This is a genomic window from Streptomyces tuirus (genome assembly GCF_014701095.1).
Taxonomy (GTDB): domain Bacteria; phylum Actinomycetota; class Actinomycetes; order Streptomycetales; family Streptomycetaceae; genus Streptomyces; species Streptomyces tuirus.
The window spans coordinates 3,828,385-3,845,946 of the sequence record NZ_AP023439.1 but is presented as its reverse complement, the minus strand read 5'-3'; the positions used below and the strand labels follow the sequence as shown (position 1 = coordinate 3,845,946).

19 protein-coding genes and 1 pseudogene are annotated in these 17,562 nt (G+C 72.3%); 8 read left to right on the top strand and 12 right to left on the bottom strand.

The features are described 5' to 3' along the window. Positions 1-96 precede the first annotated feature (96 nt). Positions 97-1,230: an acyl-CoA dehydrogenase family protein gene (locus IGS69_RS17685; RefSeq protein ID WP_190900900.1), complete on the top strand. Its 1,134-nt coding sequence runs from the start codon at positions 97-99 to the stop codon at positions 1,228-1,230. Positions 1,231-1,264: 34 nt separating this feature from the next. Here the strand turns inward: IGS69_RS17685 and IGS69_RS17680 are convergent, their stop codons facing one another. The 5 genes from IGS69_RS17680 to IGS69_RS17660 form a co-directional block, all read right to left on the bottom strand. After that, entirely contained in the window at positions 1,265-1,594 is a 330-nt protein-coding gene (locus IGS69_RS17680) for a rhodanese-like domain-containing protein (RefSeq protein WP_190904537.1), read from the bottom strand. A gap of 65 nt (positions 1,595-1,659) precedes the next feature. Continuing rightward, positions 1,660-2,511: a J domain-containing protein gene (locus tag IGS69_RS17675; RefSeq protein ID WP_190900898.1), complete on the bottom strand. Its 852-nt coding sequence runs from the start codon at positions 2,509-2,511 to the stop codon at positions 1,660-1,662. Positions 2,512-2,649: 138 nt separating this feature from the next. Beyond that, entirely contained in the window at positions 2,650-4,134 is a 1,485-nt protein-coding gene (locus tag IGS69_RS17670) for a DUF2252 domain-containing protein (protein WP_385864128.1), read from the bottom strand. A gap of 103 nt (positions 4,135-4,237) precedes the next feature. Further along, positions 4,238-4,921, bottom strand: a complete 684-nt coding sequence (locus IGS69_RS17665) for a ScbR family autoregulator-binding transcription factor (protein ID WP_190900893.1) — start codon at positions 4,919-4,921, stop codon at positions 4,238-4,240. A gap of 235 nt (positions 4,922-5,156) precedes the next feature. Further along, positions 5,157-5,324: a hypothetical protein gene (locus IGS69_RS17660; protein WP_190904778.1), complete on the bottom strand. Its 168-nt coding sequence runs from the start codon at positions 5,322-5,324 to the stop codon at positions 5,157-5,159. Between the two features lie 98 nt (positions 5,325-5,422). On the opposite strand from IGS69_RS17660, the pseudogene IGS69_RS17655 reads away from it, so the two are divergent. Continuing rightward, positions 5,423-6,283 (top strand): annotated as a pseudogene (locus IGS69_RS17655) (ScbA/BarX family gamma-butyrolactone biosynthesis protein); the annotation flags it as partial. Beyond that, positions 6,280-7,206, top strand: a complete 927-nt coding sequence (locus tag IGS69_RS17650; protein ID WP_190900891.1) for an NAD-dependent epimerase/dehydratase family protein — start codon at positions 6,280-6,282, stop codon at positions 7,204-7,206. The pseudogene IGS69_RS17655 and the gene IGS69_RS17650, both read left to right, overlap by 4 nt. Positions 7,207-7,255: 49 nt before the next feature. Here the strand turns inward: IGS69_RS17650 and IGS69_RS17645 are convergent, their stop codons facing one another. Beyond that, positions 7,256-8,536, bottom strand: a complete 1,281-nt coding sequence (locus IGS69_RS17645; RefSeq protein WP_190900889.1) for a cytochrome P450 family protein — start codon at positions 8,534-8,536, stop codon at positions 7,256-7,258. A 218-nt stretch (positions 8,537-8,754) separates the two neighbouring features. Continuing rightward, positions 8,755-9,384 carry a response regulator transcription factor gene (locus IGS69_RS17640; protein ID WP_190904535.1) on the bottom strand — a complete coding sequence of 210 codons (630 nt, stop codon included), beginning with the start codon at positions 9,382-9,384 and terminating at the stop codon, positions 8,755-8,757. Positions 9,385-9,457: 73 nt separating this feature from the next. Between IGS69_RS17640 and IGS69_RS17635 the strand changes: the two genes are divergently transcribed. Next, positions 9,458-9,628, top strand: a complete 171-nt coding sequence (locus IGS69_RS17635) for a hypothetical protein (RefSeq protein WP_232543553.1) — start codon at positions 9,458-9,460, stop codon at positions 9,626-9,628. Between the two features lie 62 nt (positions 9,629-9,690). Continuing rightward, the gene (locus IGS69_RS17630; RefSeq protein WP_190900887.1) at positions 9,691-10,224 is read left to right on the top strand and encodes a winged helix-turn-helix transcriptional regulator; all 534 of its coding nucleotides are present in this window, start codon (positions 9,691-9,693) and stop codon (positions 10,222-10,224) included. Between the two features lie 48 nt (positions 10,225-10,272). Here the strand turns inward: IGS69_RS17630 and IGS69_RS17625 are convergent, their stop codons facing one another. Next, positions 10,273-11,307: an aldo/keto reductase gene (locus IGS69_RS17625; protein WP_190900885.1), complete on the bottom strand. Its 1,035-nt coding sequence runs from the start codon at positions 11,305-11,307 to the stop codon at positions 10,273-10,275. A 22-nt stretch (positions 11,308-11,329) separates the two neighbouring features. Further along, complete coding sequence (locus tag IGS69_RS17620; RefSeq protein ID WP_190900883.1) at positions 11,330-12,799, bottom strand: MFS transporter; 1,470 nt, start codon at positions 12,797-12,799, stop codon at positions 11,330-11,332. A gap of 57 nt (positions 12,800-12,856) precedes the next feature. Here IGS69_RS17620 and IGS69_RS17615 point away from each other — a divergent pair, with 57 nt between their 5' ends. The 3 genes from IGS69_RS17615 to IGS69_RS17605 all read left to right on the top strand — a co-directional run bounded on the left by IGS69_RS17615 (position 12,857) and on the right by IGS69_RS17605 (position 15,403). Next, the gene (locus IGS69_RS17615) at positions 12,857-13,732 is read left to right on the top strand and encodes a helix-turn-helix transcriptional regulator (RefSeq protein ID WP_190900881.1); all 876 of its coding nucleotides are present in this window, start codon (positions 12,857-12,859) and stop codon (positions 13,730-13,732) included. A gap of 133 nt (positions 13,733-13,865) precedes the next feature. Continuing rightward, positions 13,866-14,360: a cupin domain-containing protein gene (locus IGS69_RS17610; protein WP_190900880.1), complete on the top strand. Its 495-nt coding sequence runs from the start codon at positions 13,866-13,868 to the stop codon at positions 14,358-14,360. Then, complete coding sequence (locus tag IGS69_RS17605) at positions 14,360-15,403, top strand: 3-oxoacyl-[acyl-carrier-protein] synthase III C-terminal domain-containing protein (RefSeq protein WP_190900877.1); 1,044 nt, start codon at positions 14,360-14,362, stop codon at positions 15,401-15,403. Before IGS69_RS17610 ends, IGS69_RS17605 begins: the two co-directional genes overlap by 1 nt. A 63-nt stretch (positions 15,404-15,466) precedes the next feature. On the opposite strand, the gene IGS69_RS17600 is transcribed toward IGS69_RS17605, so the two are convergent. The 3 genes from IGS69_RS17600 to IGS69_RS17590 all read right to left on the bottom strand — a co-directional run bounded on the left by IGS69_RS17600 (position 15,467) and on the right by IGS69_RS17590 (position 17,557). Further along, positions 15,467-16,354, bottom strand: a complete 888-nt coding sequence (locus tag IGS69_RS17600) for an AfsR/SARP family transcriptional regulator (protein ID WP_190900875.1) — start codon at positions 16,352-16,354, stop codon at positions 15,467-15,469. A gap of 229 nt (positions 16,355-16,583) precedes the next feature. After that, on the bottom strand, positions 16,584-17,033 hold the full coding sequence (locus tag IGS69_RS17595) for a MarR family winged helix-turn-helix transcriptional regulator (protein WP_190900873.1): 450 nt from the start codon (positions 17,031-17,033) through the stop codon (positions 16,584-16,586). Between the two features lie 92 nt (positions 17,034-17,125). Further along, a complete protein-coding gene (locus IGS69_RS17590) occupies positions 17,126-17,557 on the bottom strand; it encodes a hotdog fold thioesterase (RefSeq protein ID WP_190900871.1) in 432 nt (143 codons plus the stop codon). Positions 17,558-17,562 lie beyond the last annotated feature (5 nt).

The following is a 17,562-nucleotide window of genomic DNA, read 5'->3' as shown; positions in this document are numbered from 1 at the left end:
TACGGCGCCCGTCCGTACACCCATTCCCTTCTTCTAGAACCTGTTCTATCTTGACGCCCCGTCAGCTCGACGGGATCCGCCGGAAGGACAGGCACTGTGGACTTCACCTTCAGCGAGGAGCAGCAGGCGGCGGCCGAGGCGGCGAAGGGCGTGTTCGCCGGCGTCGCCCCCGACGCCGTGCCCAGCCCGGCCATGACCCCGGGCGCCGTCGCCGGGACCTGCGACCGCGCCCTGTGGGCCAGGCTCGCCGACGCGGACCTGCTGAGCCTGCTGCTCGACGCCCGGTACGGCGGGTCCGGTCTGGACGCCGTCGCGCTCTGCCTGGTGCTGCGGGAGTCGACGAAGGTCCTGGCCCGGGTGCCCCTGCTGGAGAGCTGCGCGGCAGCGGCGGCCGTCCAGGCCCACGGCGGCGAAGAGGCGAAGGCGGGCCTGCTCGCCCGGGCCGGCCGGGGCGAGATCGTCCTGACCGTCGCCGCGCACGGCCGCACCGGCCACGACCCGGCCGAGCAGGCCGTGACCGCCCGGCAGGACGGCGGCACCTGGGTCCTGGACGGTGTGCAGACGGCCGTGCCCTGGGCCTACGACGCCGACGTCACGCTCGTCCCCGCGCACACCGGGACCGGCCGTACCGTGCTCGCCCTGGTGCCGCGCGGGCACGAGGGCGCCGTCCTCGCGGAGCAGTTCTCCACCAGCGGCGAGCGTCTCGGGGAGCTGCGGCTGGAGTCGGCACGGCTGCCCGCCCGGGACGTCATCGACACCGACGGGGCGTGGGAGTGGCTGCGGAACCTGCTGGCCACCGGGACATGTGCGCTGGCGCTCGGGCTCGGGGAGCGGGTGCTGCGAATGACCGGGGAGTACACGGGCAAGCGGGAGCAGTTCGGGTTCCCGATCGCGACCTTCCAGGCCGTGGCCGTGCAGGCCGCCGACCGCTACATCGACCTGCGCGCGATGGAGGCCACGCTGTGGCAGGCCGCGTGGCGGATCTCCTCCGGAGCACCGGGCCCGCTGCCCGCCGCCGGGGACGTGGCCGTTGCCAAGATGTGGGCGGCGGAGGGCGTACGCCGGGTCGTGCAGACCGCGCAGCACCTGCACGGCGGGTTCGGCGCCGACGTCGACTATTCCCTGCACCGCTACCACGCCTGGGCCAAGCACCTGGAACTGTCGCTCGGCCCGGCCGCGGCCCACGAAGAGGCCCTGGGCGACCTGCTGGCGGCCCACCCACTGGCCTGACCACGCGGGCCGGGGACCCGCTGACGACCAGGTGCTAGAGGACGAACCCCTGCTGCCCGTCGTCCGTCACCACGGGACGGCCCACCGCCTCCCACACCTGCATGCCGCCGTCGACGTTCACGGCGTCGACGCCCTGCTGGGCCAGGTACATCGTGACCTGGGCGGACCGGCCGCCGGAGCGGCAGATCACATGGACTCGGCCGTCCTGCGGGGCGGCCTCGGTCAGCTCGCCGTACCGGGCGACGAACTCGCTGATGGGGATGTGCAGCGCCCCATCGGCGTGACCGGCCTTCCACTCGTCGTCCTCCCGGACGTCCAGCAGGAAGTCACCGTCCTTGAGGTCCGCGACCGCGACCGTGGGCACACCAGCTCCGAAAGTCATGCCTCCGACGCTACCCGAACCGGCCGCGGCACCGGCCGCCACGCGGCTCAGCCCTGGCCGCCGCCGTCGCTCTCGCCCCGGCCCTCTGCCTCGCCGAGCAGCGCGGCCAGCTCCGTCTCCCGTTCGGCGACCTGGGCGAGCAGGCCCTGGCCGATCTCGTCCAGGAGCCGGTCCGGGTCGTCCGGGGCCAGCTGGAGCATGTGGCCGATGGCGCTGTCCTCCAGTTCCCTGGCGAGCAGGCCGAGCAGCTCCTTGCGCTGGGCGAGCCATTCGAGGCGGGCGTAGAGCTCCTCGGCGCGGCTCGGGCCGCGCTTCAGCTCGGGCCCCTTCGCCCACTCCTCGGCGAGCTCACGCAGCTCCGCCTCGTCGCCCCGGGCGTAGGCGGCGTTGACACGCGTGATGAACTCCTCGCGCCGTTGGCGCTCCTTGTCCTCCTGCGCCAGGTCCGGGTGGGCCTTGCGGGCGAGGTCGCGGTAGAGCTTGCGGGCCTCCTCGCTCGGGCGGACCCGCTGCGGGGGCCGCACCGGCTGGCCCGTGAGCATCGCGGAGGCCTCGGGGAACAGGCCGCCTCCGTCCATCCAGCCGTGCAGCAGTTCTTCCACGCCCGGGATGGGGGCGAGCCGCGCCCGGGCCTCGTCCGCCCGCTGCCGGTCCGCGGGGTCGCCGCTGCGGACGGCTCTGGCCTCCAGGATCCGGGCGTCCAGCTCCTCGAGCCGGGCGTAGAGCGGGCCGAGTTTCTGTTCGTGCAGCCGGGAGAAGTTCTCGATCTCGACGCGGAAGGTCTCCACCGCGATCTCGTACTCGATCAACGCCTGCTCGGCGGCCCGCACGGCCCGCTCCAGCCGCGCCTCGGGCCGTGCGGCGTCCTCGCCGTCCTGCTCAGCTTCCGGGGTCGTCACCCGACCAGCCTAGGGGACGAACCGACGGTGCCCGCGCCCCGCAGGACAGGAACGGGGCGCTGCCGACCGGCCCGGACGGCACAGGTGGGCCCGGACGGCACCGATGGGCCCGGACGGCACCTGTGGGCCCGGGCGGCCCTACACCCCCATCTCCGCCGCGACCTTCCCCGCCCGTACCCCCGCCAGCAGCTCCGCGTGATCCGCCTCGGTCCGGTCCGCGTAGGCCACGGCGAAGTCCGCTATCGCCTCGTCCAGCTCCTCCTTCTTCCCGCAGTACCCGGCGATGAGCCGCGGATCGGCACTGTGGGCGTGCGCGCGGGCCAGGAGCGCACCGGTCATGCGGCCGTAGTCGTCCATCTGGTCGGCGGCCAGGGCGGCCGGGTCGACGCTGCCCTTGCGGTTGCGGAACTGGCGGACCTGGAAGGGGCGCCCGTCGACCGTCGTCCAGCCGAGCAGGTTGTCGCTGACGACCTGCATGCGCTTCTGGCCCAGCACGACCCGGCGGCCCTCGTGACCGGCCTGCGGCGCCTGGAAGCCGGCCGTCACCAGATGCGGCACCAAAGCCGACGCCCGCGCCTCCTTCACCTGGAGCACCAGCGGCTCGCCCCGGTGGTCCAGGAGCAGCACGACGTAGGAGCGGGTGCCGACACTGCCCGTGCCGACGACGCGGAAGGCCACGTCCTGCACCGCGTGCCGGGCGAGGAGCGGCAGGCGGTCCTCCTGGAGCGTGCTGACGTACTCCTCCAGGGACGTGGCCACCGCGGCGGCCTCCGCGTCCGGGACGCGCCGCAGGACCGGCGGGGCGTCGACGAACCGGCGCCCGCCGTCCTCGGTGGGCTCGGTCGACTTGGCCGCGAAGCGGCCGCTGGTGTTGTGGCGGGCCTTCTCGGAGACGCGCTCCAGCGTGCCGAGCAGATCATGGGCGTCCGCGTGGGAGACGAGCTCCTCGTCCGCGATGGCGGCCCAGGCGTCCAGCACGGGGAGCTTGGCCAGAAGGCGCATGGTCCTGCGGTAGGCGCCCGCCGCGTCGAACGCCGCCTTGCGGCACTGGTCCTCGTCGGCGCCGGCCACCCGGCCCGCGAGCACCAGGGAGGCCGCGAGACGCTTCAGGTCCCACTCCCAGGGGCCGGACACCGTTTCGTCGAAGTCGTTCAGGTCGATGACCAGGCCGCCGCGGGCGTCCCCGTACAGGCCGAAGTTGCCCGCGTGGGCGTCGCCGCACAGCTGGGCGCGGATCCTGGTCATGGGCGTGCGCGCCAGGTCGTAGGCCATGAGGCCCGCCGAGCCGCGCAGGAAGGAGAACGGGGTGGCGGCCATGCGGCCGACCCGGATCGGGGTCAGCTCGGGCAGCCGGCCCCGGCCCGACTCCTCGACGGCGCTCAGCGCGTCGGGCCGGGACGCGTCCAGGTCGAGCGCGGCGTGCGCGCTGCGCGGGATCCGCTTGCGCAGGGCCTTGCCCTCGTCCTTGGGCGAACCCGCGGCCGGCCACTCGGCGAAGCCACGCACCCGGGGCAGCCGGCGCGGCGCCCGGCGCGGCTCCTCGGCCCTCGCCGTGGTCCCGCCCTCGTCCTGATCTCCGGTCCTGCTCATCCCGACCGCCTTCCCCCGCACGCGCTCGAACATCAACTCCTGCCGACCGTACAACCGGCGGCCGAAACGCGTCAGACCCTGTGGACAACTCCGCAGCTGTGGACAATCCACGCCGGGTCAGCAGGGCAGTGGCGGGTTACGCCCCCGAGGGCACGGTGGCCTGCACCGGCACCGCCGCCGCGTCCTCCTCCGCCCGCACCTGCCTCAGCAGCCGCTCGGCCCGGCCCACGGAGACATCGAGCCGGGCCAGCACCGCCGGAACGGTGATGCTGGGCAGGAAGTGCTCGAACAGCACGACCACCCGGCGCTCCAGATCCTGCCGCTGGCAGCGCAGCTGGGACAGCAGCTGCACCCCGGAGAAGCTGCCGACCAGCAGCTCCGCCGTCTCCGCCACGTCGACGTGCTGCAACAGCTCGCCCCGCGTCTTCGCCTCGCCCAGCACCTGCGTGTTCTGGTCGATCCACATCCGGAAGGCCGGGGTGCGGTCGAGGTCCATGGCGCCCTGGTCGAGGGCGAGCCCCACACTGGCGCGCACCAGCGGTTCGGACCGCAGCCGGCGGGCCATCACCAGACCGGAGTCGACGAGTTCCTGGAGCCTGCTCGACTGTGGGGGGAGGGTGATCGCGAGCTGCTCCTCGAACACCCCCACCGCGAGCTCCTCCTTGGAGCCGAAGTGGAAGTACAACGCGCCCTTGGTGACGCCTGCCCGGTCCAGGATCTCGCCGATGGTCGCCGAGGTGTAGCCGCGTTCGTCGAAGACGGCCGCCGCCGCCTCCAGGATGGTCCGCCGGGTGCGGATCGCGCGCTCCTGTCGCGCCATCGGGTGCCTCCTGATCTGCGTCGATCCCTGTGAAGTCGCTGTGTGGCGAGGGCGCGAGGGCCAGTCCCAGAGGCTTGGCTCACCCTTTGAAAAAAACCGGTTCGTCCGTATCTTAGTCAGGCGTCGATCACGGCCGGGCAGCCGATCCTGGGGGTTCTCATGCCGCAGACAGGGCCTTTGAGCGCACTCACGGAGGATCAGACCGGACGCGGGGGCCCTCCGGCAAACGCAACCGCTACGACCGTCGAGAACTCGCCACAGGCCACCGTTCCTCCACCCGCTGCCGTTCCTCCACCCGCTGCCGTTCCTCCACCCGCTGCCGTTCCTCCACCGGCCGCCGTTCCTCCACCCGCCGCCGTTCCTCCACCGGCCGCCGCTCCTCCACCGGCCGCCGTTCCTCCACCGGCCGCCGTTCCTCCGGAGACCACCCCTTCGTCCGCCGAAGTCCCCGAGCGCCCCTCCCACACCACCGTCACCAAGGAACTCGCCCATCGCACCGCCGAGACGGACGTCTTCCCCGCCCGGTGGGTCCGAATCTCCGGCACGCGTTTCCACTTCACCGCGCACTGGCCGGCCGCCCACCCCTTCTTCGGCCCCGTGGACGGCCGCCACCAGGACCCGATGGTCGTTGGCGAAACGTTGCGGCAGGCCTCCATGGTGCTGGCGCACGCCGAGTTCGGCGCCCCGGCCGACACGCACTTCGTCATGCGGGACCTGACGGTCGAAGTCAACCCGTCCGCGCTCCTGCTGGCGGACGCCGACGAGCCGGTCGAGTTCGACGTCGTGTGCTCCGAGGTGCGCCGCCGGGGCCGCGGCCTGCACAGCATGCGGACCACGATGGAGTTCCGCCGCGCGGGGCGGCTCGTCGCCCGCGGCACCGGCAGCACCGGGTGCACCTCCCCGGGCGCCTACCGCCGCCTGCGGGCGGGCCGGCTGAACGCCCCGGACACCCCGGTGCCGCTGCTGCCCGGCATATCCCCGCGGACCGCGGGACGGACCCGCGCCGACGACGTGGTCCTCGCCCCCGCGGACCGCCCCGGCGTCTGGCACCTGCGCGTGGACACCGGCCACCCGGTGCTCTTCCCGCGGCCCAACGACCACGTCCCCGGCATGGTCCTGTTCGAGGCGGCCCGCCAGGCCGCGACCGCCGCGTCCGGCCTGCACCCCTTCCTGCCGGCCACGATGACGGCAGGCTTCACCCGCTACGCCGAGCTGCACAGCCCCTGCCGGATCGAGACCGAGACCCTCGGCGAGCACCCCGGGGAGGTGACCGTACGGGTGTCGGGGCGGCAGGACGGCGAGCCGGTCTTCACCGCCACCCTGACCGCCGCCCGCCCGGCGCGGGTACGGTCCCTGTCGTGACGGTCAAGATTCTGATCACGGGCGCGAGCGGCTTCGTCGGCGGCCGGGTCGCCACCACGGCACAGCGTCGACCGGACGCCCACGTACGCCTGTTGTCCCGGCACGCGCCGCACGGCCCCGAGTACGTCCACGGCGACCTTTGCGCCCCGCCCTCCCTGCGCGGCGTCTGCGCCGACACCGACGTCCTGGTGCACTGCGCCGCGCGGATCGGCGGCGACGCCGAGACCGCCGAGGCGGTCAACGACCACGGCACCCGTGCCCTGGTCGAGGAGGCCGTGCGCGCCGGAGTGCGCCGCATCGTCTACGTCAGCACGGCCGCCGTCCACGGCCGGGGCCCCTTCCGCGGCGTGGGTCCCGGAGAGGTGCCGATCGCACCCGCGTCGCCCACCAGCCGCACCCGGGCCGCCGCCGAACGGTACGTCCTCGACGCGGGCGGCCTGGTGCTGCGCCCGCACCTCGTGTACGGCGAGGGCGACCGCTGGGTGATCCCCGGCCTGGTGTGGCTGATGAAGGAGCTGTCGGCCACCACCCTGACCGGCTGCGAGGCGCTCCAGTCGATGATCGACGTCGACACCCTGGGCCGTGCGGTGGTGGCCGCCGCGCTCTCCCCGGTGCCCGGCGGCGGTGTGCGCCATGTCAACCACCCCGAGCCGGTGACGGTCCCCGGCCTTCTGGCGTCCGTGGGCCGGGAGGTGGGGCAGCCCGGCGGCGGGGCGTCCGTGGACGTCGCCACCGCCCTGCGCCGGGCCGCCGGTTCACCCCTCGCCCTGCATCACCTCGGCATGCTCACGGTCGACCACTGGTTCGTGGACGACGCGTTCTGGAAGGACTTCGACTGCTCGCCCGGCGAGGGGTTCACGGCCGAGTTCCGCCGCACGGCGCCCTGGTACCGCGCGTTCCTCCAGGACCGGAGAGTCGCCTGACCGCCCTGGTACCGCGCCTTCCTCCAGGGCCGGAGAGTCGCCTGACCGTCTAGGCATGCGCCGCCTCCGGGTGCGGGCCGCTGCCCGGGTCCCGGCCGTGCAGCAGCACCGGCAGTTCCTCGTGGCCGGTGGAGATGATGGACGGCAGCCGCTTCGGCGGACGCGACGGATCGGCCAGGGCCAGCCGGGGAAAGCGCGCGAACAGGGACGTCAGGGCCACGGTGGCCTCGGCCATGGCCAGGGGCCGGCCCAGACAGTGGTGCACGCCGTGGCCGAAGGACACGTGGTCGCGACTGGTGACACGTGTGAGGTCGAAGCGCTCGGCGTCCGGACCATGCCGGTCGGGGTCGCGCCCGGCGCCCGCGAAGGAGACCACGAGCGGGTCGCCCTTCGGGATGGTCAGGCCCGGCCCGATCTCGATGTCCTCGACGGCGTAGCGCAGACCCGACATGGCGCCCGGTGCCTCGAAGCGCAGCGACTCCTCCAGGGCGTCCTCCCAGGTCGCCTTCCCGGAGCGGACGAGGTCGAGCTGGCCGGGGTGGGCGAGCAGGCTGTGGATGGTGTTGTCGATGAGATTGACCGTCGTCTCGAAACCGGCGGTGAGCAGCAGGATCAGGTTGTCCATCAACTCCTGTTCACCGATGCTGCCTTCGTCGTGCGCGGCGATGAGCGCCGTCGTCAGGTCGTCGGCCGGGTGCTCGCGCTTGTACCGGAGGAACGCGGTCAGCGTGCCGTACAGGTCGACGGCGTTGGCCTGGGCGTCCTCCAGGGAGATCGCCGTGTCGAAGAAGCGGCCGATGATGCGGTAGAGGGCCGCGCGCGGACCGTCCTCGCCGGGCGGAACGCCGAAGAGCTCGCACACCACCTCGTGCGGGACGGGCGCCGCGAACGCCGCCCGCAGATCGACGACTTCGCCCTCGGGGACGCGTTCCAGGGCGTCCAGCGACCGGTCGACGATCTCCCGGACGCGCGGCAGCAGCGCGTCGACGCGGCGCTTGGTGAAGGCAGCGGCCATCGGCTTGCGCAGCCGGCTGTGGTCGGGGCCGTAGGCGGTGACCATGTTGCGCACCGAGACCCAGATGGCGAGCGGCCAGGTGCGGGAGATGTCCCCGTTGATCCAGGCCGGCCAGTGCTGGTAGGCGTCCTTGCTCGTCTCGGGACCGGCCAGGAGCCGCTTGTTCAGCTCCAGGCCGGTGATCCACCACGCCCGTACGCCGCCGGGGAGTTCGACCTCCACGGCCGGGCCACGGGCACGGATCCGGGATATCTCGCCGTAGAGGTCCTGACCGGTCGGGTCGATCGACAGGAAGGGGCAGGCCTGCTGTGCCATGACTCATCGCTCCTTGGTCCAGAGGCTGGGGGACCATCGTGCGATCGCCAGGGCGAAAAAACTTGGCAACCGGTTTGTTTCGGCCATGGCTTCGCACACGGTCGGCCGACGGCAGGTGACTTCCGCCCTGTGAGCGGGGCTGCGACGGCGGCGCAAGGAGACCGACTCGCCCGTTTTCACGCAACGCGTCGACAGGCCAAGGGCCTTGGGGCGTCTCCTCAGGCCCGCAGGTAGGCGAGCACGGCCAGCACCCTGCGGTGCGTCGCGTCCGCCGGCGGCAGGTCCAGCTTGGTGAGGATGCCGGAGACGTGTTTGCCCACGGCCGCCTCGGAGACGACCAGTTCGCGGGCGATCGCGCTGTTGGACCTGCCCTCGGCGATCAGCGCCAGCACCTCCCGCTCGCGCGGGGTGAGCCGCTCCAGCGGATCGCGGCGGCGGCGCAGCAACTGCCGTACGACCTCGGGGTCGACGACCGTGCCGCCGTCCGCGACCTTGCCGAGCGCCTCGACGAACTCCTCGACCTGGCCGACGCGGTCCTTGAGCAGATAGCCGACGCTCGTGCCGTCGCCGGAGTCCAGCAGCTCGGCGGCGTACCGGCGCTGCACGTACTGGCTGAGGACCAGCACGGGCAGCGTGGGCCGCTCCCCGCGCAGCCGCACGGCCGCGTGCAGCCCCTCGTCCTGGAAGCCGGGCGGCATGCGCACGTCCGTGACGACGACGTCCGGGTCGTGCTCCCCTACGGCCGCGACCAGGGCCTCGGCCTCCCCCACGGCCGCGACGACCTCGTGCCCGCAGCGCCCGACCAGCCCGGCCAGCCCGTCCCGCAGCAGGACGCTGTCCTCCGCCAGGCCCGAGGCCCTGACGGCCGTAGCGGCCGGCGCGCTCCTCGGCCTCCTGGTCACCGGCGTCAACCTGGCCGGGATGTGGGGCGCCCTCGCGCTGCTGTCGGTCCGGCCCACGATCGCCCTTCCGTGGCAGGCCCTCGGCACCACGGCGCTCGCCTGCGCCCTCCTCGCCGTGGTCTGCGCGACGGCCCCCGCCGCCCTCGCCCTGCGCCGCCGCCCGGCAGACCTCGCCGGGATCCGCGACTAGCCCTCCGGACCGGGTCGATCTCATCATGAGACCAGCCGCGGCAAGCCGCCTACAGTGGGGCCATGAGACGGACCTCGTTCGGCAACTGGCCCTGCTCGATCGCCCGCACCGCCGACATCCTGGGCGACGCCTGGACCCTGCTGATCCTGCGCGAGGTCTTCTACGGCGAATCCCGCTTCGACGGCTTCATCGGCACGCTCGGCATCGCCCGCAACACCCTCACCGACCGGCTGCGGCGCCTGGAGGCCGAGGGCCTGCTGCGGCGGCACGTCTACCAGCGCGACCCCGTCCGTCACGAGTACCTGCCCACCGACAAGGGCCGCGACTTCTTCGGTGTGCTCGCCGCGATCAACGCCTGGGGCGACCGCTGGCTGGCCGGCGAGGAGGGCGCCCCGGTGGTCCTGCGCCACACGCCCTGCGACCACGACACCGAGGCCCGGGTCGTCTGCTCCGCCTGCGGCGAGCCCCTGCGGCAGCGGGACATGACCGCCCGGACCGGCCCGGGCTACCCGGCCCGACTCCTCGACGACCCGGTCGTACGGGAACGCTTCACGCCGGGGCGGACCCTGGGGGAGGCGAGGGCCGGCGAGGACTGACCGTTCCTCACCGGCCCGGCACCGGGAACCGTCATCGCCGAGAGCCGGTCACTCCCCTTCCACGTCCTTGACGCGGTCGGCGTCGCAGTAGTCCTGGTGCCAGTAGGGGTAGGGCAGAGGCGGTGCGCTGACCTCGTCGAGGGCGGCGCGCTCCTCGGGGGTGAGCGACCAGGTGGTGGCGGCCAGGTTGTCTGCGAGCTGGTGTTCGTTGCGCGCCCCGATCACGACCGAGGTGACACCGCGTCCCTCCAGTGCCCAGCGCACCGCCACCTGGGCCGGGCTCACCTGCCGCTCCGCGGCGATCTTGCGCAGGACGTCGATCGTGTCGAACGTACGCTCCGGGTCGACCGGTTCGAACCAGCCCACCGCCCGCCGCGTGCCCGGCGGGGGCGTCGCGCCGCGCTCCTGGTGGCCGCTGAGCAGACCGCCGGCCAGAGGGCTCCAGACCATGACGCCCACGTTCTCGGCCTCGGCCATGGGCAGCAGCTCCCACTCGACCTCGCGGGCGGCGAGGCTGTACTGGATCTGGTGCGATACGAACCGTTCCAGACCGAGCCGCTCGCTGGTGGCCAGGGCCCGGGTGAGCTGCCAGGACGTCAGGTTGGAGGCGCCCGTGTAGCGGACCTTGCCGGCCCGCACGAGGTCGTCCAGGGCCCGCAGGGTCTCCTCCCACGGGGTCCGTCCGTCCCAGCCGTGCGTCTGGTAGAGGTCGATGTAGTCGGTGCCGAGGCGGCGCAGACTGGCTTCGACCGAGCGCACGATGTGGTGCCGGGACAGTCCGCGGTCGTTCGGGCCGCTGCTGCCGTCCGGCATCTGCCAGCGCACCTTCGTCGCGATGATCGCGTCGTCGCGGCGGTTGCCGAGGGCCCCGCCGAGGACCTCCTCCGACTGCCCGGCGGAGTACATGTCGGCGGTGTCGAAGAAGTTGACGCCCGCGTCCATGCTCGCCCCGACGAGCCGCCGGGCCTCGATGGTGGTGAGCCGGCCCATGTGCTGGAAGCCGTGGCGGCCGCCGAACGTCATGGTGCCGAGGCAGATCTCGGAGACCCGCAGGCCGGTGCGGCCCAAGTAGCGCATACGCATGGGGATGTCGGTCCTTACGGTCTCAGCGGGCGTCGGCCGCGACCTGCTCGTCGAGGACGGGGGCGGGGCTCGGGGCGGTCTGCCGGGGCCGCAGGAAGGCGATGGCGACCAGACCCGCGACGAGCAGCGCGCCGGCGGCGGTCAGCAGTCCGTCGCGCACACCCTCCAGGACCGCGGTGGAGCCGCTGCCGCCGGAGGCGTCGATACCGGCCGCGGCGACCGTGGCGAGGACCGGGGTGCCGACCGTGACACCGAGCTGCTGGCCCGTGTAGGCCAGGCCCGTGGCCAGGCCCTGCTCGTGGTCGGGCAGCCCCGAGGTGGCGGTGATCATGTAGCCGACGACCGCCAGCAGGTGACCGAAACCGCCGGTCGCGGTGGCCACGAGCAGCAGCGGCATGCTGCCGTCGCCGGTGTCGAGGAAGAAGAGCACGGCGGTGCTGGCCGCCTGCAGCAGCAGGCCGTGGACCAGCGCCCGGTGGACGCCGATGGCGCCGATGATGCGGGCCGCGAAGGCGCCGCCGAGGACGGCCGCGACTCCCAGGGAGGCGAAGGTGAATCCGGCGTTCAGCGGCGTCATCCCGCGCACCTGCTGCATGTACAGAGTGAGCAGGAAGACCATGCCGGTCATCATCGCGAAGGTGACCAGGCCGGTGGCGTTGCCCCAGCTGACGGTGCGGCGGCGCAGCACGTTGAGGTCCACGAGCGGTGCGGCGACCCGGGACTCGACGGCGAAGAAGGCGATCAGCAGCACCACACCGGCCGCGAGCGCGAGCAGAGTCGTGCCGTCACCCCAGCCGCTGCGCTCGGCGGAGGTGATGCCGTAGATGACCGCCAGCAGGCCGCCGGTGACGGTGACCGCGCCGAGGAGATCCAGCCTCGGTGTCTCCTCGTTGCGGCTCTCCTTGATCAGGACCGGGGCGGCGATGGACGCGACGAGACCGACCGGGACGCTGATGAACAGCGTGACGCGCCAACTGGTCAGGTCGGTGATGACACCGCCCAGCACCACGCCGGACAGGAAGCCGAGCGACAGCAGGGCGCCGTTGATGCCGAGCGCACGGTCGCGCTGCGGGCCCTCGGCGAAGCTGGTCGTCAGCAGGGACATCGCCGCCGGGGTCAGCATGGCGGCCGCGACACCCTGTGCCGCACGGGCCGCGAGCAGGAAGCCGGGCGACGGCGCGAGACCACCCGCCAGGGAGGCGACGGTGAACAGGACCATGCCGGCGATGAACCAGTTGCGGCGGCCGTAGAGGTCGGCCGCCCGGCCGAAGAGCAGCAGCAGGCCGCCGGAGGGCAGGGCGAACGCGGTGACGACCCATGGGAGGTCGCTCAGCGCGAAGCCGAGGTCCTTGCCGAGGACGGGCAGCGCGACGCTGAGGATGGAGAAGTCCAGCGCGAGCATGAACTGGGCGCCGCACAACAGGGCGATGATGAGCCACTGGCGCGTGGTGAAACGCACCTTGGCCGCGGAGTTGCCGGGATCGGAAGTCATGGGACGAGGCTGGCAAGGTCCAACCCGCCGCGGGGAGCCCGAACTTATCCTGGGTTTATGACCACCAGCCTCAACGCAGTACGGGAGTCCCGTCGACGCGAGGAGCTCAAGCAGTTCCTGCGCACCCGCCGGGAGCGGGTCAGGCCCGAGGACGTGGGCATTCCGCCGGGGGCCCGCAGGCGCACCCCGGGGCTGCGCCGGGAGGAGGTCGCGATGCTCGCCGGCATCGGCGCCTCCTGGTACACCTGGCTCGAGCAGGGCCGGGACATCAAGGTGTCGGAGCAGGTCCTGGACGCCATCAGCAGGACCCTGCGTCTGGACGCGGTCGAGCGGGACCACCTCTACCGGCTCGTGGGCATGAACCCGCCGCAGCGCACGGCCGACGAAACCCCCGGCACGGCGCAGTTGACGGCCCTGCTGGAGGGCTGGATGCCGAGCCCCGCGTACGTCATCGACCGGTGCTGGAACATCGTCGGGACCAACCGGGCGGCGGAGCTGGTCTTCGGGTTCCGCGAGGGCGACACCAACTGCCTGGTGGCCTTCTTCACCAACCCGGCGTTCCGGGCGCGGCACCGCTACTGGGACGAGATCGCTCCCGGGCTGGTGTCCGAGTTCCGCCGGGACGCCGCCCGTTACCCGGACGACCCGGAGTTCACGCGGATCTCGGGCCTGCTGGCCGAGGAGAGCGAGGACTTCGCCGCGCTGTGGTCGCGCTACGAGATCACGGCGGCCAACCAGGGCGTGAAGGCGATCGACCATCCTCGGGCGGGGTGCCTGATCTTCGAGCACTCGGTGCTGGAGATCCCCGACCGCCCGGGCGTCCGGCTGATGCTGCACACGGCGCAGGCCGGTACGGACACCCGCGAGCGGGTCATGGAACTGCTGGGCCGGGACGCCCGCAAGGGCAGGATCTCGCTGGTGGAGGCCGGCTGAGCCGGAGGCACACGAGAACCACTGGAGAGTCACAAAAGGCCTGTTCGGGAACCCAAGACAGCACTCGATCCAATGACAATGCTCTGATACACATGGCTGCGGTCAGGTACCTGTGAGCGGAGGAGTACGAACCGTGGTCAGCAAGAGCAAGGTCGCACGTGCCGGTGCCGTCGCCGCGGTGCTCGTGGGCGCCGGATTCGCCGTCCAGCCCGCCCGGGCCGAGGTGCCTCCGGTGAGCGCCGTCGTCCTGAGCCAGGGCGTCACCTCGGCGCCCTTCAAGATCAAGGCGAACGGCGACCGGAAGGTGCTCTACCGCAAGGCGGTGGTGCAGCCGGGCGCCTCCACGGGCTGGCACTACCACCTGGGCGAGGAGATCGCCGTCATCAACTCCGGGACCTTCACCCGGATCGAGGGCTCGGACTGCTCGGTGCGCGAGTACGGCCCCGGGGAGTCGCTCGTGGAGCCCGTGGGCCCGGACACCGTGCACATGGGCGTCAACAACGGCACCGAGCCGGTGGAGCTGTACGTCGTCGACATCATCCCCAAGAACGCCACCGCACCGACCGTGGCCGCCCCGGACCCGGGCTGCGACCCGGCCGGCAAGGGCGCGGGCCGCGGGGGCGAGTGATGCGTCTGCCCCACCCGCTGGGCATTTCGGGCCCCACGCTCCTGCTGCCCGATGGGCGGCAGAGTGTGCGGGAGGCCGTCGGCCTGGAGCTGCTCGACCCGGAGACCGCCGACGAACTGGGCTGTGACGGGCTGCCGGTGGCCGACCAGGCGCCGCCCGAGATGGCGGTCGAGGCGGGCCGCCGGGCCCTCACGGCGGCCGGTGTCGACGCCGGTGCCGTCGGCCTCGTCCTGCACGCCTGGATCCACTACCAGGGCCACGACCTGTGGTCGCCGGCGCACTTCATCGCCGACCGGCTGGGCGCCGCGGGCGCCGTTCCCGTCGGCGTCCAGCAGGTGTGCAACGGCGGTGCCGCGGCCGTGGAGCTGGCCGCGGCACGGCTGTTCGTCGAACCCGGCCTCGGCAGTGCCCTGGTCACCACCGCCGACGCCTTCCTCGATCCGGGCTTCGACCGCTGGAGGGGCGACTACGGCATCGCGTACGGCGACGGGGCCACGGCCCTGGTCCTGCACCGCCTGCCGGGGACCGAGGGCGGCAGGCCGGCCGACCTGGTGCTGCACGCCGTGTCCACGGTGGCCGCGCCGCGGCTGGAGCGGATGCACCGCGGGGACGATCCCTTCAGCCCGGCCGCCCGCTCGCTCGGCCCTCGCGTCGACATCCGCCGCACCAAGAAGGCGTTTCTGCGGAGCGAGGGCATGGAGGCCTTCACCGAGGCGAGCGCGGCGGCCCTCCGGTCGGCGGTGGAGTCGTGTCTCGCGGACGCGGGCCTGGCGGCCACGGGCGATGCCCCGCTGCGCTATGTGGTGACCCCGCGCCTCGGCCGCAGGACCGTCGACCTGGCCTACGCGCCGCTGCTGACCAAGCTCACCGGGGCGGAACTGCTGCGCCCGGGAGCCGATACCGGGCACCTCGGGGCCGGCGACACCGCGGCGAACCTGGCGGAGCTGCACACCCGGCGGATGCTGGGCCCCGGCGAGTACGCACTCGTGGTGAGCGCGGGGGCGGGCTTCACCTGGTCGTGCCTGCTGGTGAGCGGCACCTGAGCCCGCAACGGGCGAGGGTCCGCGGGGCGGTCTGCCCCGCGGACCCCGACGGCGTCGGCCGACTCAGCCGGTGGGCTGCATGGTGGACCGGGACACGCGCTGCACCACGCTCCGCACCGACATCCGGTCCTGCTGCCGCCCGGAGCACTGGGGGTCGGCAGCCCTGGGCCGCGAGCGGTCCAGGGACGGCTCGCCCCGCAGGATGTCCTGCTCCATCTGCACCAGGAACGGCGAGGGCTCCAGACCGAGTTCCTCCACCAGGCGGGCTCGCAGCCGCCGCATGACGGCGAGCGATTCCGCCCGTCGGCCGCAGCGGTACAGCGCGAGCATGAGATGCCGGTGGAAGTTCTCGTGCAGCGGGTGCCGGGCGGTCAGTTCCTTGAGCTCCGGCACCAGCGTGTGGTGTGCGCCGCGCTGGAGATCGGCGTAGATCCGGTGCTCCTGGGTGCACAGCAGCGATTCGTCAAGGTGGACGATCCGGGCGCCGAGCAGTTCACCCGCCTCGACGTTGACGAGTGCCGGGCCCCGCCACAGGGCGACCGCCTGGTGAAGCAGTCCGGACCCCTGCACGAATTCACCGCGTTGAACGGCCGCACTGCCGGCTTCCGCCAGCGTCTCGTATTCCGAGATATCGAGCGCGACCCTGGAAGTGGACAGTACGTAACTGCTGCCCTCAGTGACAAGAATTTCTTCAGCGACTTCGGCGGTGCTTTCCTTGAGTGCTTCCGCAATGGTTCGCCGGACCTGACCGATATACGTCTGGATCGTTGCCGTAGCGGTGCGTGGCGGGCTGCTTCCCCACAACTCCTGCACAAGTGCGTTGACCGATACCGCCCGATCCGCGTTGACGGCGAGTAAAGCGAGAAGTCGCCTTGGCTTGGGTGCCAAAACGATCGGTTGCGACTCGTCGTCGAGAACCGTCATCGGGCCGAGGACATGAATCTGCACCATTCCCCCTTATTGGTACATCCACCTCGAGTGACGCACCAACCATATCAGGGATTTGGCTTGAAAATCGCAAATTGAGATGCGCTCCGAACAAATGTTTACGTGCTGTAACCGAGCTTGTTACGTGGCTCACATCTGCAAAAACGGGAAACCGCGGTGCCGCACCAATGGCGCAATCACCGCGGTTTCCCGGCCGTGCAATGCTCAACTTACGGCGTATACCGCCGGCGGATCAGTCCCGTGAGCCCAGCAGCGCGATCGCCCGCTCCAGATATTCCTCGAAGTGGGCCAACTCCTCGGGCGTGAATTCGGCACTCAGCGAGCCCTCGACGCGCAGCGCCGCCTTGTCGGCCTTCTTGGCGATGGCGCGGCCCGCCCGGGTGGCCCGGTTGACCACGACCTTCTGATGGAGTTCCGAGGGTTCGCGGAACACCAGGCCGGCCTTTTCCAGGTTGGTCAGTACCGTGGCCATCGTCTGCGGCGTCACCATGCACTCACGTGCCAGCTGGGCCGCGGACATGCCGTCGGAGACCGACAGCAGCAGCAGGACCGAGTACTGGGGCACCGTCAGGCCGAACTCCCGCAACACTTCCGTCTTGCGTGCGATGAGGGCCTGTTCCGCCCTCTTGATCGTGTGCCCGAGCCGGCCGGCGGCGACCGTCTCCGTCGTCGTGTTCGCCATCTCAATAGTCTTGCATACGACAGAGGACGAAGCATTGGCCGAGTATTGCCTCCGCCTGGGCGGCCGCCGGTCCTTGCCCCGGGCGGTTGCGGTCACCGCTGTTTCCGGCGCCGGACGGCCGGGATCGCGCAGGTCAGGCGGGCGGTGCAGGTGCGCCGGTCCCGCTCGTCGCTGATGACGATCTCGTACGTGGCGGTGTGCGTACCCAGATGCAGCGGCCGGCAGTGACCGGTGACCAGCCCGGAGCGGGCCGCGGCGTGATGGGTGCAGGACAGTTCCTGGCCGACGATGATCCGGTCGGCACCCGTGTGGACCCAGGCGGCGAGCGACCCGAGCGTCTCGGCGAGGACCGCGTTGGCCCCGCCGTGCAGCAGGCCGATGGGCTGGCGGTTGCCCTCCACCGGCATGGTGCCGACCACGAGGTCGGGCCCGCAGACGGTGATCTCGATGCCGAGGCGCTCCACCAACTGCTGGTCGACGAAGGGCGGTAGGACCTCGATGGGCCCCAGGGCGGTCTGTGTCATGTCCG